Origin of the sequence: Streptomyces cellostaticus (assembly GCF_023630175.1) — a bacterium.
In the GTDB taxonomy this organism is placed as follows: Bacteria; Actinomycetota; Actinomycetes; order Streptomycetales; family Streptomycetaceae; genus Streptomyces; species Streptomyces cellostaticus_A.
Map to the genome: position 1 here is coordinate 129988 of NZ_JALLIN010000009.1, position 16594 is coordinate 146581.

Consider the following 16594-nt stretch of genomic DNA (forward strand, 5'->3'; position numbering starts at 1 on the left):
TACAACAGGTCTACACCACTGAGTGGTGTAGACCAGAGACGCCGCCGTCCTCCCTCCCCCACGCACGGGCGGCGCCATGCCCACATGGAGGAAGTTGTGACCACGGCCAGCGCCGCTCCCGCGGCCGAGAAGAAGAAGGGCGCCGGCGCGATGGCTGTGCTGCAGCGCATCGGCCGCAGCCTCATGCTGCCGGTGGCGGTCCTGCCGGCCGCCGCCCTGCTGGTGCGCCTCGGCAACACCGACATGCTGGGGCGCCCGTCGTTCCCCACGTTCCTGACGAAGACCGCGGGCTTCATGGCCGCCGGCGGGAACGCGATCCTCGACAACATGGCGCTGCTCTTCGCCGTGGGCATCGCCATCGGTTTCGCCAGGAAGTCGGACGGCTCGACGGCGCTCGCGGCGGTGGTCGGCTACCTGGTCTTCAAGAACGTGCTGGGCACGTTCACCGACAAGAACCTCCCGAAGGTGGCGACCGCCGTCGACGGCAAGGTCGTCATGGTGGACGCTCCGGTGGACGCCAAGGTCCTCGGCGGCGTCGTGATGGGCATCGTGGTCGCCCTGATCTACCAGCGCTTCTACCGCACCAAGCTGCCCGACTGGGCGGGCTTCTTCGGCGGCCGGCGCCTGGTGCCGATCCTGTCGGCCTTCGCCGGTCTGGTCCTCGGCATCGTGTTCGGCTACATCTGGCCGGTCCTGGGCACCGGTCTGCACAACTTCGGTGAGTGGCTGGTCGGGTCGGGCGCGGTCGGGGCGGGCATCTTCGGTGTGGCCAACCGCGCGCTGATCCCGATCGGCATGCACCACCTGCTCAACTCGTTCCCGTGGTTCCAGGCCGGCGACTACCACGGCAAGAGCGGCGACATCGCCCGCTTCCTGGCCGGCGACCCGGCCGCCGGCCAGTTCATGACCGGTTTCTTCCCGATCATGATGTTCGGCCTCCCGGCGGCCTGCCTGGCCATCGTGCACTGCGCCCGTCCGGAGCGCCGCAAGGTGGTCGGCGGCATGATGTTCTCGATCGCGCTGACCTCGTTCGTGACCGGTGTGACCGAGCCGATCGAGTTCACCTTCATGTTCATCGCGCCGGTCCTGTACGGCATCCACGCGGTCCTCACCGGGGTCGCGCTGGCGCTGACCTGGGCGCTGGGCATGAAGGACGGATTCGGGTTCTCCGCGGGCGTGGTCGACTTCGGCCTGAACCTGGGCATCGCGACCAACCCCTGGGGCCTGGTCCTGGTCGGGCTGTGCTTCGCGGTCGTCTACTACGTGATCTTCCGCTTCGCCATCATCAGGTTCAACCTGCCGACACCGGGCCGCGAGTCCGACGAGGAACTGGCCGAGCTGCAGAAGGCGGAGGCCAAGTAGCCTCCCTGGTACGCGTGGAAGGGCCCCGGAGCCGATCGACTCCGGGGCCCTTCCACGTGTACCAGGGGTCAGATCTCGTACGTCGTTCCCGGGACCGCCAGGTCCACCCGGCCGGTGAAGACCTCTCGGGCGTGGGCCGCGTTGAGCTGGGGATCGGTCCAGGGCGGGATGTGGGTGAGGACCAGGTGGCGGGCGTTCGCGCGGGCCGCCGTCTCGCCGGCCTCCCGGCCGTTGAGGTGCAGGTCCGGGATGTCCTCCTTGCCGTACGTGAACGCGGCCTCGCACAGGAACAGGTCCGCGTCCCGGGCCAGCTCGTCCAGCGCCGCGGTGACTCCCGTGTCGCCGGAGTACGTCAGCACCTTGCCGCCGTGCTCGATCCGGATCCCGTACGCCTCCACGGGGTGCCGCACCCGCTCGGTGTGCACGCGGAACGGGCCGATCTCGAACGTGGACGGCTTGACCGTGTGGAAGTCGAAGACCTCGCTCATGGACGAGGCGGAGGGGGTGTCGGCGTAGGCCGTGGTCAGGCGGTGCTCGGTGCCCTCGGGGCCGTAGACCGGGATCGGGGCGCAGCGGCCGCCGTCGAAGCGGTAGTAGCGCGCGACGAAGTAGGCGCACATGTCGATGCAGTGGTCGACGTGCAGATGGCTCAGGAAGATCGCGTCGAGGTCGTAGAGACCGCAGTGGCGCTGCAGCTCGCCGAGGGCGCCGTTGCCCATGTCGAGGAGCAGCCGGAAGCCGTCGGCCTCGACGAGGTAGCTCGAGCAGGCCGATTCCGCGGAGGGGAACGACCCCGAGCAGCCGACGACGGTGAGCTTCATGAAGCAGAAACCTCCGTTGGCAGAAAGGCGGCGGGCGGGGAGCCGGCACAACGGGCCGGGGCATGGCAGAGGGGGGTCGTGCGGTCCGTCGAGCGTAAGGCGCAAAAGCACGGGTCGCTCCTCCACCAGGGGCCGTTGTGGGCGAACTCACCTGCGCTGTCACCGGTTCGGCTGGACCAGGAGCGCGTGAGAACAGAGGAGGGCGCGCGTTGTCGTTCGCGCGCCGGTAACGTCGTCCTCATGGACACGTCCTGGTGGCTGGCGCTCGCGGCGGTGGTACTGCTGGCGCTGGTCGCCACGCTCGTCGACGGCTGGGGGCGGAGCCGGCGGCCCCGCGGGCGCAGACTGCGGCCGCCCGGACGCCCGGGGGCCCGGGACCGGACCCTGACACGCCCGCGCCCCGGGGACATCTGGTGGGCGAACGTGCCCTACGAGGACCGGGCGGAGGCCAAGGACCGCCCCTGTCTGGTGCTGGCCGTGCGCGGCAACCGGGCCACGGTGGCGAAGATCACCAGCAAGTACCACGACGAGCGCGCCGGGGTCATCCCGCTGCCGCCCGGCGCGGTCGGCGACGCGCACGGGCGGCCCAGCTTCCTGCAGACCGACGAGCTGCGGGAGGTGCCGGTGGGGGACTTCCGGCGCCGGGTGGGCGTGGTCGACCCGGTCCTGTGGGACCAGGTGCGCCACCTCGCGGGCTGAGCGGGGCCGAGCGGCTACGGGCGGACCGTCACCGTGACCGTCCACTCCTGCAGGCCCTTGCAGGAGACCTGGCCGGAGGCCGTGGGCTCGGGACACAGGGGCCGGGAGGACGTGAGTTTCGTGGTGCCGGCGGCCTTCGCCCGGTAGGCGGCGGTGGCGTCGCCCGGCTGGATGACGAAGCCCGAGTTGATCGCCTCCAGGGCGGGGCCGTCGGCCGCGACCGGCCTCCAGGGGCGCTCCTTGGTGCCGTCGAGGGTGAGCCGCAGCTCACCGCCCCCGGTCAGGCAGACGGTGTGGCCGTCGTCGGCGGCGGTCAGCTCCGCGTGGGAGACGCACCCGCCGGAGGCCGGCGAGCCGCTCGCCGACGGTGACACCCGGCCGCTGCCGCCCCCGGTGTCGTCCCCGCCGTCCCCGCCGCTCTGCGAGCCGCAGCCCGCGAGGAGCAGCGCGGCTGCCGCGAGGGCGAGGGTCGTCGTTCGACGCATGGGGTCCGCCTTTCGTCCGTGGCCGGCCGTCCGGCCGCTGGTACCGATGTGACGTGGCAGCGGCGCGGACGGATCCCGCGCACGGAGGGCGGAATTCCCCGGCGGGCGCACGGACCTATGCCCAGAGCTGGCCGTGCAGGGTCTCGATGGCCTCTTCGGTGGTGGCGGCGGTGTAGACGCCGGTGGAGAGGTACTTCCAGCCGCCGTCGGCCACGACGAAGACGATGTCGGCGCTCTCGCCGGCCTTGACGGCCTTCCTGCCGACGCCGATCGCCGCGTGCAGGGCGGCACCCGTGGAGACACCCGCGAAGATGCCCTCCTGCTGGAGGAGTTCACGGGTGCGGGTGACCGCGTCGGCGGAGCCCACCGAGAAGCGGGTGGTGAGGACCGAGGCGTCGTACAGCTCGGGGACGAAGCCCTCGTCGAGGTTGCGCAGCCCGTAGACGAGGTCGTCGTAGCGCGGTTCGGCGGCGACGATCTTGACGTCCGGCTTGTGATCGCGCAGGTAGCGCCCGACGCCCATGAGGGTGCCGGTGGTGCCGAGGCCCGCGACGAAGTGGGTGACGGAGGGCAGGTCGGCGAGGATCTCCGGGCCGGTCGTGGCGTAGTGGGCGCCCGCGTTGTCCGGGTTGCCGTACTGGTAGAGCATCACCCAGTCGGGATGCTCGGCGGAGAGTTCCTTGGCGACGCGCACGGCGGTGTTGGAGCCGCCGGCGGCCGGGGAGGAGATGATCTCGGCGCCCCACATGGCGAGCAGGTCACGACGCTCCTGCGAGGTGTTCTCCGGCATCACGCACACCATGCGGTAGCCCCTGAGCCTGGCGGCCATGGCGAGGGAGATGCCGGTGTTGCCCGAGGTGGGCTCGAGGATGGTGCAGCCCGGGGTCAGCCGGCCGTCCTTCTCCGCCTGCTCGATCATGTGCAGGGCCGGGCGGTCCTTGACCGAACCGGTGGGGTTGCGGTCCTCCAGCTTGGCCCAGATGCGGACGTCGTCGGACGGCGAGAGCCGCGGCAGGCGCACCAGGGGGGTGTTGCCCACCGCGGCCAGCGGGGAGTCGTAGCGCATGGGGATCAGGCCGTTCCGGCCCGCCGCCCGACCGCGACCCCGGCCGGGCGGGCCTCCGCGGCGGCGGATCCGCCGGCGACCGCCGGCAGGATCGTCACGCTGTCGCCGTCGGCCAGCTTGGTGGAGATGCCGTCGAGGAAACGCACGTCCTCGTCGTTCAGGTAGACGTTCACGAACCGGCGAAGCTGCTCGCCGTCCACGATACGGGCCTGGATGCCCGGGTGCCGGGACTCCAGGTCGGTGAACAGGTCGGCGAGGGTGTCCCCGGTGCCCTCCACGGCCTTCTGGCCGTCGGTGTACGTGCGGAGGATGGTCGGGATGCGGACCTCGATGGCCATGGCGTCAGGGCTCCTGTCGGAATGAGTCAGGTCGGTGGGCGCGACAGCGCGGGCGTCTCGTGTACGCGGGAGGGGGCGCCGTCGGCTCATGGCCGTACGGCGGCAGGGGCGCGTTGCGTCAACAGATGGCGCTGGCCAGCCTGCACAGGTCGACGTGCAGCCGCGCCACGAGCAGCATGCCCGGCGTCTTGTCGCTCACGTCTCGGATAACCATGAGGTCATCGTATCGATTCCCGCCCCCATCTCCGGAGTGTCGTCCCACACTTCGGATGATCGCCGGCCAGTGGATGAGACTTCCGAGATCAGCGCACCTGTCAGTACGCCTGGACGACCGTGACCTCCTCCTCCGTGACCTCGCCGTCGAGGATGCGGAAGGAGCGGAACTGGAAATCGCCGAGGCCGTCGGTGTCGGCGGTGGAGACGAGGACGTAGTGGGCGCCGGGCTCGTTGGCGTAGCCGATGTCGGTGCGGGAGGGATGGGCCTCGGTCGCGGTGTGGGAGTGGTAGATGATCACCGGCTCCTCGTCGCGGTCGTCCATCTCGCGGTAGAGCTTCAGCAGGTCCTGCGAGTCGAACTCGTAGAAGGTGGGCGAGCGGGCCGCGTTCAGCATCGGGATGAAGCGCTCCGGGCGGCCGGCGCCCACCGGGCCCGCGACGACGCCGCACGCCTCGTCGGGGTGGTCCTCGCGCGCGTGGGCGACGATCTGGTCGTACAGGGCCTGGGTGATGGTCAGCATGGGGGCCAGGATAAGCAGAGGAGCCACCCCGTACCGAGGTTCGGTACGGGGCGGCCCACATGGTGGACGCCCTGAGCGGCGGCGGCCGGGACTGCCACGAGTACTCCCGGCGACCGGACGTCCTGGGGGAGGGGTTTCCGCCCTGGTCAGCCGACCTTCTCGAACACCTGCTCGTCGCGGTCCGTGACCTGCGGCGCGCGGTTCTTCATGACCCTCCAGCCGATGCCGAGCGCGATCGCCCAGCCGGCCATCACGTACAGGCAGATCCGGGAGTCGGCGTCGTAGGCGATCAGGCCGGTGACGAAGAGCAGGAAGACGATGGCGATGTACGAGCACACCGCGCCGCCCGGCGCCGGGAAGGAGGACGCGGGCAGCCGCCCCGCGTCGACCGCGCGGCGGTAGAGGACGTGGCTGACCAGGATCATCAGCCAGGTCCAGATGCCGGCCGCGGTGGCCACGGAGGTGACGTAGCCGAAGGCCTTCTCCGGGACGACGTAGTTGAGGATCACGCCGATCCCCATGAACAGCATCGACACGGTGATGCCGAGCGCCGGGGTCTTGGTCGTCGACAGCTTCGCGAAGACGCGCGGGGCCTCGCCGTTGTCGGCCAGGGTGCGCAGCATGCGGCCGGTGGAGTACATGCCCGAGTTGCAGGAGGACAGGGCCGCGGTGAGCACCACGAAGTTGACGATGCCGGCGCCGGCCGGGATGCCGATGACCGCGAACGCCTTCACGAAGGGACTGACACCCTCGGCGAACTCGGTCCACTTGACCACGCACAGGATGACGGTGAGGGCGCCCACGTAGAACAGGGCGATGCGCCACGGCAGGGTGTTGATCGCCTTGGGGAGGGTCTTCTCCGGGTTCTCGGACTCGCCCGCGGTGACGCCGACCAGCTCGACGGCGAGGTAGGCGAACATCACGCCCTGCAGCGTCATCAGCGAGGAGCCGACGCCCTTCGGGAAGAAGCCGTCGAACTGCCACAGGTTCGCCACGTGCGCGGTGTCACCGGCGGCGCTGAAGCCGAAGGTGAGCACGCCCAGACCGATCACGATCATGCCGATCAGGGCGGTGACCTTGACCATGGAGAACCAGAACTCGATCTCGCCGAACAGCTTGACCGAGATCAGGTTGGCCACGAACAGGACCACCAGGAAGACCAGTGCCGTGACCCACTGCGGGACGGCCGGGAACCAGTAGTTGACGTAGATGGCGGCGGCCGTCAGCTCGGCCATGCCGGTGACCACCCACATCAGCCAGTACGTCCAGCCGGTGAAGTAGCCGAAGAACGGGCCGAGGAACTCGCGGGAGTACTCGGCGAAGGAGCCGGAGACGGGACGGTAGAGCAGCAGCTCGCCCAGGGCCCGCATGATGAAGAAGATGATCACGCCGGCGAGGGCGTACATGAGGATGAGGCTGGGACCGGCCTTGGCGATGTTCGCCCCGGCTCCCAGGAACAGGCCGACGCCGATGGCGCCGCCAATGGCGATCATCTGGACCTGACGGCTGCCGAGCCCGCGTTCGTACCCCTCTTCAGGGGTTTCCGTGACCCTCTCGGAGGCCATGTGTGGTGCGCCTTTCTCCATGCCGACCCAGGCCTTGCGTCGGCCTCGGATCGGGTTTCGATCCCCCCGGATTGATGGAGCTGGGCGGAGCTGCGGGAGCCCGCCCGTGCCTGGCCGGCGGTTGCCGGCTCGGTGGCGCACCCGGCCGGACATGGGTGGTGTCGGCCGGGCGGTCGTGAAGATCTATCACGGCCGCAATATCGAGCACCGGAGGCGGTTGTGACGCATCACACAGGGAGAAGCGGACAAAGAGCGCCCGAATGAGGCAAAAAGGACCTCAGTGGTGACATGATCGTTATCCGGATTTGAGTGTCCTCTGAGCGAACACGAAAGAGGGACGATCAGGGCATCAAGGTCGCCACAAGCGTTTCCTGGAGCCCGCCCAGCCACAGGTAGGCCATCACCATCGGCTTGCGCGGGTCCTCGTCCGGCAGCCGGTAGAGCAGCTCGGTGTCACCCTCGTCGGAGACCTCCAGCCGGGCGCCGATCGCCAGCCGGAGGTCGTTGAGGGCGCCGAGCCACCAGCGGGACTCCTCCGGGGACAGCTTGAGAACCGCCGCGCCCGCGTCGGAGGCGTTCAGCGCGTCCAGGGTGCGGATCACCGCGAGCGCGTTCTCCCGCTTGCCCGCACGCAGGTCGTTCTCGGTGTAGCGGCGGAACTCGGCGGAGTGCGCCTGCCGCTCCTCCGCCTCGGCCGGCGAGGCGGGCGTCCGTTCGGGGTCGGTGTAGGCGTCGGGGAAGAGCCTCCTGAGGACCGGGTCGGCGGGCGGCTCGCTCGGCCCGTCGGCGAACAGCTCGGCCAGCGGGTCGGCGTCCTCGGCGGGGCCGGGGCCGATGAGCTCCAGGAGCTGCACGGCCAGCGACCGGATGATGGAGATCTCGACGTCGTCGAGGGCGACGGCCGCGCCGCCACCGGGAATCGGTTCGAAGGTTCCGGGCATGGAGGGGATCGCTACTTCCGGTCCTGCTGGAGGGTGGCCCACAGTCCGTAACCGTGCATCGCCTGCACGTCGCGCTCCATCTCCTCGCGGGTACCGCTGGAGACGACCGCCCGGCCCTTGTGGTGGACGTCGAGCATGAGCTTGGTCGCCTTGTCCTTCGGGTAGCCGAAATAGGACTGGAAGACGTAGGTCACGTAGCTCATGAGGTTGACCGGGTCGTTGTGCACGATCGTGACCCAGGGGACGTCGGGCTCGGGTACGGCGAAGACCTCCTCCGCCGACTCGGTGCGTTCGATCTCTACGGGCGCGGGTGACGTCACACCGCCCATGCTGCCACGCGCGGCACTATTCGTCACACTGACGAAATGGGGGTAGCATCCCCGTCATGCTGCACACACCGGGGCCGGTCCCCGGACCCCCGGCCGGGCCCGGGGGAGCCGGGCAGCCACGAGCTGACGGAGGTAGTGGTGGACGTGGCGGACCTTGGGCTGCCGGTGGACGTTCCCTCGACGGCGCTCTTCACGGACCAGTACGAGCTGACGATGCTGCAGGCCGCCCTCAGGGGCGGCACGGCCGAGCGGCGCAGCGTCTTCGAGGTCTTCACCCGGAGGCTGCCCCACGGGCGCCGCTACGGCGTCGTGGCGGGCACCGGGCGGGTGCTGGACGCGGTCGAGAACTTCCGCTTCGACGAGGGCGTCCTCGGCTTCCTGCGGGAGCGCGGGATCGTCGACGAGGAGACCCTGAAGTGGCTCGCCGGCTACCGCTTCAGCGGTGACGTGTGGGGCTACCCCGAGGGCGAGGTCTACTTCCCGGGCTCGCCCGTCCTGCGGGTCGAGGGCTCCTTCGCGGAGTGCGTGCTGCTGGAGACCGTGATCCTCTCCATCCTCAACCACGACTCGGCGATCGCGGCCGCCGCGTCCCGGATGGCCTCCGCCGCCGGCGACCGGCCGCTGATCGAGATGGGCGCCCGCCGCACCCACGAGCTGGCCGCCGTGGCCGCCTCCCGGGCCGCGTACGTCGGCGGCTTCGCGACCACCTCCGACCTCGCGGCCGGCTTCCGGTACGGCATCCCGACGGTCGGCACCTCCGCGCACGCCTTCACCCTGCTGCACGACCGGGAGCGGGACGCCTTCCAGGCCCAGGTGGAGTCCCTCGGCCGGGGCACCACGCTCCTGGTGGACACCTACGACGTCGCCGAGGCCGTCCGCACGGCGGTGGAGGTGGCCGGTCCCGAGCTGGGCGCGGTGCGCATCGACTCCGGGGACCTGCTGCTGGTCGCGCACCGGGTGCGGCAGCAGCTCGACGAGCTGGGCGCGACCGACACGAAGATCGTCGTCACCTCCGACCTGGACGAGTACGCCATCGCCTCGCTGGCGGCCGCGCCCGTGGACGCGTACGGCGTCGGCACCCAGCTCGTGACCGGCTCCGGGCACCCGACCTGCTCGATGGTCTACAAGCTGGTCGCGCGGGCCGCCTCCGCCGACGCGGCGGCGCCGCTGGTGCCGGTGGCGAAGAGGTCCAGCGGGGGGAAGGTCTCCGTCGGCGGCCGCAAGTGGGCGGCCCGGCGGCTGGACCGGGACGGCATCGCGGAGGCCGAGGTCGTGGGCACCGGGCCGGTACCCGAGGAGCTGGCCGGACAGCAGCTCCTGGTGCGGCTGGTCGAGGGCGGCGAGGTCGTCGCCCGCGAGTCGCTGGACGTGCCCCGCGACCGGCACATCGCGGCGCGCGCCGCCCTGCCGCTGTCCGCGACGCAGCTCTCCCGGGGCGAGCCCGTCCTCCCGACGGAGTACGCGCAGGGCCTCTCGGGTAACTAAAGCAGGACGACCTCCGCTCCCCCGCCCACCGACCCCCTCCCGCAGGGACCTCTAGGACTCCAGGCTCAGTCACTCAACCGGACAGTCGAAGGACACCCACCATGCGCCGCGCCTTGATCGTCGTAGACGTGCAGAACGACTTCTGCGAGGGAGGCAGCCTGGCGGTGGCCGGCGGCGCGGACGTGGCCGCCGCCGTCACCGAGCTGATCGGACAGGCGGGGGGCACCGGGTACCGCCATGTGGTGGCCACCCGCGACCACCACATCGCGCCCGGCGGTCACTTCGCCGACGACCCCGACTTCGTCCACTCCTGGCCCGCGCACTGCGTCGCGGGGACCGAGGGGGTCGGCTTCCACCCGAACTTCGCGCCCGCCGTCGCCTCCGGCGCGGTGGACGCGGTCTTCGACAAGGGCGCGTACTCGGCGGCCTACAGCGGCTTCGAGGGCGCCGACGAGAACGGGGTCCCGCTGGCCGAGTGGCTGCGCGCCCGGCACGTCGACGAGGTGGACGTGGTCGGCATAGCCACCGACCACTGCGTACGGGCCACGGCGCTGGACGCGCTCCGGGAGGGTTTCCGCACGCAGGTCCTCCTGGACCTGACCGCGGGCGTCGCACCGGAGACCACGGAGCGGGCCCTGGAGGAGCTGCGCGAGGCCGGGGTGGAGCTCACCGGCAAGCCGGTGGTCGGCGGCTGAGGGCCGGCTGCCGCCCGGATCCGGCCTGATCCGAACGGGCGGCCCCGGGCCCCCCGGGCCGCCGCCCGTCCGGGACGCTCAGCCGCGCCGGGCCACGGCCGGTGCGCGCAGCAGGGCGCGGATGGGATGCCACAGCTCGGTCACCGCGACCCCGGCGTCCGGTGCCGTGCGCCATATCAGGCCGTCGGGATGGTGCAGCACCGCGGTGATCTCGTCCGGGGTCGGCGGGGCGGCGTTGCCCCGCAGGTAGATGGCGCGCAGACCCAGGTTGCGGAGCCTGGTCAGGGCTCGTGCCCGGTTCTGGGCGTGCACCAGGACGCGTACCCCGGTGGAGCCGCCTGCCGGACTGGGGCTGGGCAGGTTGAGTGCCACCACCACCGTGCCGTTCGGCAGTTTGCTGAAGCCTCCTGCGGCCATGCGGTCACATCCCCGTTTCGGTCGGTGTCAATAAGCGAGCCACAGGACGCACCTAAACACGATCGGCGGCGACCCGCCAGGGGGTCACCGCCGATACGCTTCTGACCTGCGGAAATATCCGCTACTTCACCGCGGGGCCGACTTCCAGCTCGAGCGTCGTGCCGCCGTGGCCCTGCTTGACGATCTTGACCTTGGTGTTGGTGTCAGTGATCTTGACGCCACCGGTCGGGTTGGACGCGTCGTAGTAGGTGCTGGTGTGGTCGTTGAAGACCCGCACGCCCTTGTGCGACTTGATCTTGAGCGCCTTGTCGGCCTTGTGCAGCGTGAAGGCGTCCGTGGCGCCCAGGCCGAAGGTCGAGTCGAAGGCCTGGATCCGGTTGCGCACCAGGGTGCCGTCGGCCCACTTGAGCGCCTTGTAGTGCGCGTCCACGGGCAGGATCAGACCGGTGCCCGGGTGGCCGTTGGCGCTGTTGGTGTTGTTGTCCGCCTGGGAGGTGTCCCACTTCCAGATCAGCAGGCCGTTCTGGTACGGGTAGTGCTCCACCCAGTCCGGGCGCGACGAGAAGCCGAAGTTGTACGGGCCGACCTTGAGGGTCTTGTCGTACGACACGTACTGACGGTTCTCGGCGAGGTAGTACTGCTTGTAGTCCTTGGTGAAGGACTCGCCGACGCGGGAGAAGCCCTTGGCGGTCCAAGCGGCGTCCGCGGACTCGGCGTTGTCGGAGAACAGCGGCGTGCCGTCGGCCGTCACCGTGATCTCGTCGGCCGTGAAGCCCTTCAGGGCCACGCCGCCGTCGGTCTGGTAGCGGAAGCGAAGCTGCACCTTCTGGCCGGCGTAGGCGTCCAGCGGGTACGACAGCTTCTTGTAGCTGTCGACCGTGCCGGTCAGGGCCGGCTTGCCGGAGGCGTCACGCGGGATGGCCTGGCCGTCCACCGTGCCGTCGACGGCGGTCCAGTTGGCGCCACCGTCGGTCGACACCTCGGTGTAGAGGTAGTCGTACTCGGACTCGATGTCGTACCAGCCGTCGAGCGAGAGGGTGGCCGACGACTTGCCCGTGAGGTCCACGGAGCGGGTCAGCGTGTTCTTGAGGTCGTCGCCGCTGCCGCTCCACCACTGGGTGGCGCCCTCGGCCGGGGTGACGATCTCGGTCTTCACGGCCTTGTCCGGCAGCGAGACGACCAGCGCCTGGCGGTACTTGGTGTTGTACTCGGCGACACCCAGCTTGTGCCAGGACTTGACGCCCGCCTTGGCGGTGTCGTAGTTCAGCCAGCCGAGCTGCATCTTGTCCCAGGCGTTCATGTCGCCGGGCATGTCGCCGATGGACTCCTTGCCGGTGCCCAGCCAGGAACCGGAGGACATCAGCGTCCAGAAGCCGGTGGAGTTGTCACCGCCGGCGGTGTCGTACTCGTCCGGCAGACCGAGGTCGTGGCCGTACTCGTGGGCGAAGACACCGAGGCCGCCGTTCTCCGGCTGGATGGTGTAGTCGCCGACCCAGATGCCGGTGTCGCCGACCTGCGTGCCACCGAGCTTGTTGTCGCTCGGGCCGGTCGCGCCGGCGTCGGTGCCGAAGGCGTACCAGCGGTGCGCCCAGATGGCGTCCGTGCCCTGGGCGCCGCCGCCCGCGGACTCGTCCTCACCGGCGTGCACGAGCTGGAAGTGGTCGACGTAGCCGTCGGGCTCGTTGAAGTTGCCGTCGCCGTCGTAGTCGTACCGGTCCCACTGGTCGTACTTGGCCAGGTCCGCCTTGATGGCGGCGTCGGACTTGCCGGCCTTCTTCTGGTCGGCGACCCAGGCGTTGAGGCCGTCGCGGACGACGTTCCACACGCTGGAGCAGTTCGTCTGACCGCAGGCGTTGTTGCCGTAACGGGCCTCGTTGTAGGGGACCTTGACCCAGTCCGAGACCTCGCCGTCGACCGAGTAGCGGCCCGAGGACTGCTTCTCGTAGTACTTCTTCAGCGACTGCTTCTTCGAGCCGGTGCCGAAGTAGAGGTCCTGGAAGTGCTTCTGGTTGTAGTCCTGCTGCCAGGCCGTCGAGTTGTCCTTCTTGCGGTTCGGCTTGGCGATCGTGTTGTGCAGCGGGCCGGCGGTGCCCCCGTACTTGGGGTCCGTCTGGTCGCCGAACTCGACCAGGATGGTGAAGATCTTGTCGGTCTTCTCCCGGCTCAGCTCGACGTACTTGCTGTCGCCCTTCCTGCTCTTGAGCTGGACGACCTTCGAGCCGTTGCGGTTCTTGGCCTTCGTCTTGCCCGCTATGAGCTGGTTCAGGGCCTCCTGACGCTGGGCGCGCTGCGTCTTGCTCAGCGGGCCGTCGAGGTCGTGGGCCTTCTGGTGCACCGGGGCCGGGTCGTGCCGGTTCGCGGCTGCCGACGGGGCCTGGGTGCTCGCCTCGGCGACCGCGAAGGTCGCGTACGTGGCGGAGGCCGTCGCGAGCGCCACGCCTATCGCGGCGGCTCTGAACGTCCAGGTTCTGCTGGTCACTTGAGTTCCTCCCCCGCGCCGCGCACACGGACAGGGGGTTCCCATTGGATGGAGGATTCCGTGCGCGCACGTTCAACGCGTGTATCAAGTGACGTCATTTGACTAGAGGTTTAGAAGAAAAAACAGACCTTGACTTGAGCAGGACAAGTGCACTATGCGGAGACGGGGTTCGCTTTACGAACGCCGGAAGGTGCCACCCGACGGCGCGTGCGACCGGCCACTTCCCGGACCCCATGACTCCGTGCGCCCCCTGTGCACCGGTACCGTGGGTTAGGGCATGCTTACCGGGCGCGCCGCTCGGGCATGCACCGCGCAGAGAGTCGAACGGCACCCCGAATCCCCCGAGATGTTCCGAGGACACGATTGCCATGCCTCGTCCGACGCCCGCACAGCTCGCCTACGGTTCGTGCACCGTGATCCTGTCGACACTCGCCATGCTGCTGCTGTCGCAGGCGAGTTCGGTTCTCGCGGTCGCCGTCATCGCCCTGGCCGCGCTCGCCCTGGGGCTGCTCGTCGCGATGACGGTTCCCCTGCCCGGGACGGGGGCCGCGGTGCGGCCCGCGGAGCCGGCGCGGGAGAGCGAGCGGGTCCCGACCACGCTCTGAAGGGCGCGCACACGAGCGGCGGGCCCGTGGCATCCACGGGCCCGCCGCTCGCGCACCGGCACACCGCGCCTCAGCGGGTGTCGACCTCCACCGTCTTGGCGGCCTTGTCGTGCAGGCCCTGTTTGTACGGCTTGTCGAAGTAGCTCCAGCCGCCGCAGATCACCGTCCAGACACAGGCGCAGCAGAAGGCGAACGGCAGCCACAGCACCAGGGCGCGGACCAGCGAGGTCTGCGTCGAGGGCGTGGCACCGTCGTTCAGGTTGGCCACCCGCATCTTGAGCCACTTCTTGCCCAGGGTCTGCCCCGACCTGGCGATCATGATCGTGTCGTAGGCGACGTAGAGGACGGCGGCGACGAAGGACTGCCACAGGGACCGGCCGACCTCCATCCGGTTCCCGTTCACCTCGTACTGGTGCACCCCGAGGGGCCAGGTGACCAGCCAGACGACGACGCCCACGAGGATCATGTCGATGATGCGGGCCAGGGTGCGCCTGCCGCTGTCCGCGAGCGGAGGCATGCCGGCGAGGGGGTCGGCGGGACCGCCGTACGGGCCACCGCCGTAGGGTCCGCCGGCACCGTACGGCCCGCCCCCGTAGGGGCCGCCGCCATGGGGGTCACCACCGCCGTAGGGGGGCGGCTGCTGCCCTTCCCCGGGCGGCGGGGGCTGCCCGCCCTCACCGGGAGGCGGCTGCCCGCCGCCCGGCGGCGGGGGCTGCCGGTCGCCGTACGGGCTGCCGTAGGGCGAGCCCGCCCCCTGGTCCGACGGGGGCCGCTTCCTGAACGGGTCGTCCTCGGGGGGCTCCGCGCCGGAGCCCGGGGGCGGTTCGCTGCTCATGTGCCCGAGTGGACCGCGAACGCGCCGGCTCCGCATCCGGCGGGCGGCCGTACGGGTCACGCGGACCCGCCGGCCCGCCTCAGTCGGCCACGAAGGTGTGGGCGGCCTTGTCGTGCCAGCACTGGCGCCAGGGCCGGTCGAACAGGCACCACAGCACCCCGATCAGGCCGACGCCGAGCAGGCCGGGAACGCTGTAGACCAGCCAGCGGCGCAGGGCCGCGCCGAACCCCGGCGGCTCGTGGCCCTCGATGTCCCGGACCTCGATCCCGCACAGCTTCTTGCCCAGCGTGCGGCCCCACTTGGCGGTGGGCAGCGCCTCGTACAGCACGCCGAAGACCAGCAGGACGCCGAGGACGACGGCGAGCGCGGTGCCGGTCGTGCCGTCGATCAGCCAGACGGTGACGGTGCGGCCGGACAGCCTGGCCGCGTCGATCTTGTCCTGGATGTGGTCGACCGCCCGGGTGCCGAGCGGGACGGCGGCGGCCGCGGTGACGGCGCCGACGACCAGGCTGTCGACCAGACGGGCGGCGAACCGCTTGCCCAGGCCGGCCGGGCGGGCCGCGGCCTGCCGGCGGGCCACCGCCTGGAACGGGTCCTCCACCGGCGGCTTCCACGGCGCCACGGGCTGTTCGTCCGCTGCCCCGGCCAGCCGGTGCACCTGCTGCGCCCAGGACGCCTGGCCGCCGCCCGGCCCGGCGGTCAGCGGGGTGCCGGAGTCGCCGGGCTGCCGGGCCGCCGACTGGTGGGGCACGCCCTGCCGGGGTGCGGCCCGCTCCGGTCCGGCGGAGGCCGCGGCTGCCGGAGCGGTCGAGGCCTGGGGAGCGGGCGGGGTCCGGGTGTCCGCCGCACGCGCGGCGGCCGCCTTGCCGGCGCCGAAGCCTGGGCCCGCGGCCGGTCCCGGCGCGCCCTTGCCACCGGATCCGCCCGCCCCGCCAGGACCCGCCTGCGGCGCGACGGTCGGACCCTGGGCGCCGAAGCCCGCGGGTGGCTCACCGCCGGAACCGGTGGCCGCCGGGCCGAACCCGGGGGTGCCGGAGGTACCGGGGGCACCACCCGGGCCGGAGGCCGCGGGCGCGCCGGACTGCTGCTCCGGGGCCGGGTTCTGCCCCTGCCCCGGGACCTGACGGAACGTCATGGTCCCGGAGTCCTGGACGGCCGCGGGACCCGGGACCGGACGGCGGAAGATGAACGTGCCGCTGGGATCCGGCTCTTCCCCGGCCGGCGGGATCGGCGCCGTGCCGTCGGTACGGGCGGCGTGGCCGGACGGATGGGACGGACCGACCGCGGGGACCCCGGGACCGGCGTCCCAGGCGGGCGCCTGCCGCTGGTCGGGCCGCTCCGCGGCGGGCCCCGGCTGCGGGTCCTCGTCGAAGAAGTGCGGGCCCGTCTCCTCCACGGCCGGGACCGCCGGGCGGAAGCCGGGCGGCGGGTTGAGCGGTACGCCGTCCCGCGGCGCCGGCCTGCTGGTGCCCGGCACCCAGGAGGCGCCGTTCCAGTACCGGACGTAACCGGGGATGGACGGGTCCGGGTAGTAGCCCTCGCGGGGCCTGTCGTCACCGGGGGCCGGGGTTGGGGCGCTCATGTCCGTCGTCCCGTATCTGCTCGGGGGTGGTAAGGGGCTCCACATCTATCAGACCGGGGCATGCCGCACCGCCAGTCCCGCCGTACCCGCCCCTTTCCGGGCAACGCCGTCCACGGCTCCCGCACGCGGCCGGAGAAACTTCCCCGGACCCGC

Annotated in this window: 18 protein-coding genes; 5 read left to right on the top strand and 13 right to left on the bottom strand. The window is 71.0% G+C overall.

Annotated features, from left to right (window positions below; all coding sequences use genetic code 11):
• Positions 1 to 96 precede the first annotated feature (96 nt).
• Positions 97 to 1362, top strand: coding sequence for a PTS transporter subunit EIIC (locus MXD57_RS08325; RefSeq protein ID WP_250400668.1), 1266 nt, complete (start codon positions 97 to 99; stop codon positions 1360 to 1362).
• Between the two features lie 68 nt (positions 1363 to 1430).
• Here the strand turns inward: MXD57_RS08325 and MXD57_RS08330 are convergent, their stop codons facing one another.
• Positions 1431 to 2183, bottom strand: coding sequence for an MBL fold metallo-hydrolase (locus tag MXD57_RS08330; protein WP_250400669.1), 753 nt, complete (start codon positions 2181 to 2183; stop codon positions 1431 to 1433).
• 240 nt (positions 2184 to 2423) lie between these two features.
• On the opposite strand from MXD57_RS08330, the gene MXD57_RS08335 reads away from it, so the two are divergent.
• On the top strand, positions 2424 to 2882 hold the full coding sequence (locus tag MXD57_RS08335) for a type II toxin-antitoxin system PemK/MazF family toxin (protein WP_250400670.1): 459 nt from the start codon (positions 2424 to 2426) through the stop codon (positions 2880 to 2882).
• Between the two features lie 14 nt (positions 2883 to 2896).
• Here the strand turns inward: MXD57_RS08335 and MXD57_RS08340 are convergent, their stop codons facing one another.
• The 8 genes from MXD57_RS08340 to clpS all read right to left on the bottom strand — a co-directional run bounded on the left by MXD57_RS08340 (position 2897) and on the right by clpS (position 8343).
• Complete coding sequence (locus MXD57_RS08340; RefSeq protein WP_250400671.1) at positions 2897 to 3367, bottom strand: hypothetical protein; 471 nt, start codon at positions 3365 to 3367, stop codon at positions 2897 to 2899.
• A gap of 115 nt (positions 3368 to 3482) precedes the next feature.
• Positions 3483 to 4433: a PLP-dependent cysteine synthase family protein gene (locus tag MXD57_RS08345; protein WP_250400672.1), complete on the bottom strand. Its 951-nt coding sequence runs from the start codon at positions 4431 to 4433 to the stop codon at positions 3483 to 3485.
• A gap of 5 nt (positions 4434 to 4438) precedes the next feature.
• Positions 4439 to 4771, bottom strand: a complete 333-nt coding sequence (locus tag MXD57_RS08350; protein WP_250400673.1) for a MoaD/ThiS family protein — start codon at positions 4769 to 4771, stop codon at positions 4439 to 4441.
• A 118-nt stretch (positions 4772 to 4889) separates the two neighbouring features.
• Complete coding sequence (locus MXD57_RS31975; RefSeq protein WP_351665262.1) at positions 4890 to 4985, bottom strand: putative leader peptide; 96 nt, start codon at positions 4983 to 4985, stop codon at positions 4890 to 4892.
• Positions 4986 to 5085: 100 nt separating this feature from the next.
• A complete protein-coding gene (locus tag MXD57_RS08355; RefSeq protein ID WP_250400674.1) occupies positions 5086 to 5508 on the bottom strand; it encodes a Mov34/MPN/PAD-1 family protein in 423 nt (140 codons plus the stop codon).
• A 146-nt stretch (positions 5509 to 5654) separates the two neighbouring features.
• A complete protein-coding gene (locus MXD57_RS08360) occupies positions 5655 to 7073 on the bottom strand; it encodes an amino acid permease (protein ID WP_250400675.1) in 1419 nt (472 codons plus the stop codon).
• Positions 7074 to 7414: 341 nt separating this feature from the next.
• The gene (locus tag MXD57_RS08365) at positions 7415 to 8014 is read right to left on the bottom strand and encodes a DUF2017 domain-containing protein (protein WP_250400676.1); all 600 of its coding nucleotides are present in this window, start codon (positions 8012 to 8014) and stop codon (positions 7415 to 7417) included.
• 11 nt (positions 8015 to 8025) lie between these two features.
• Positions 8026 to 8343 (bottom strand): ATP-dependent Clp protease adapter ClpS, encoded by a 318-nt coding sequence (gene clpS / locus MXD57_RS08370; protein WP_250400677.1) that lies wholly within the window; start codon positions 8341 to 8343, stop codon positions 8026 to 8028.
• Positions 8344 to 8481: 138 nt separating this feature from the next.
• Between clpS and MXD57_RS08375 the strand changes: the two genes are divergently transcribed.
• Complete coding sequence (locus MXD57_RS08375) at positions 8482 to 9828, top strand: nicotinate phosphoribosyltransferase (RefSeq protein WP_250400678.1); 1347 nt, start codon at positions 8482 to 8484, stop codon at positions 9826 to 9828.
• Between the two features lie 101 nt (positions 9829 to 9929).
• Positions 9930 to 10523 (top strand): isochorismatase family protein, encoded by a 594-nt coding sequence (locus tag MXD57_RS08380; RefSeq protein ID WP_250400679.1) that lies wholly within the window; start codon positions 9930 to 9932, stop codon positions 10521 to 10523.
• 78 nt (positions 10524 to 10601) lie between these two features.
• Here MXD57_RS08380 and MXD57_RS08385 read toward each other — a convergent pair whose 3' ends face one another.
• On the bottom strand, positions 10602 to 10940 hold the full coding sequence (locus MXD57_RS08385) for a hypothetical protein (protein ID WP_250400680.1): 339 nt from the start codon (positions 10938 to 10940) through the stop codon (positions 10602 to 10604).
• 121 nt (positions 10941 to 11061) lie between these two features.
• The gene (locus MXD57_RS08390) at positions 11062 to 13419 is read right to left on the bottom strand and encodes an immune inhibitor A domain-containing protein (RefSeq protein WP_250400681.1); all 2358 of its coding nucleotides are present in this window, start codon (positions 13417 to 13419) and stop codon (positions 11062 to 11064) included.
• 368 nt (positions 13420 to 13787) lie between these two features.
• Between MXD57_RS08390 and MXD57_RS08395 the strand changes: the two genes are divergently transcribed.
• A complete protein-coding gene (locus MXD57_RS08395) occupies positions 13788 to 14024 on the top strand; it encodes a hypothetical protein (protein WP_250400682.1) in 237 nt (78 codons plus the stop codon).
• 70 nt (positions 14025 to 14094) lie between these two features.
• Here the strand turns inward: MXD57_RS08395 and MXD57_RS08400 are convergent, their stop codons facing one another.
• Together MXD57_RS08400 and MXD57_RS08405 are read right to left on the bottom strand one after the other, a co-directional pair.
• Positions 14095 to 14859 (bottom strand): RDD family protein, encoded by a 765-nt coding sequence (locus tag MXD57_RS08400; protein WP_250400683.1) that lies wholly within the window; start codon positions 14857 to 14859, stop codon positions 14095 to 14097.
• Positions 14860 to 14938: 79 nt separating this feature from the next.
• On the bottom strand, positions 14939 to 16441 hold the full coding sequence (locus tag MXD57_RS08405; RefSeq protein WP_250400684.1) for an RDD family protein: 1503 nt from the start codon (positions 16439 to 16441) through the stop codon (positions 14939 to 14941).
• Between the last annotated feature and the right edge of the window lie 153 nt (positions 16442 to 16594).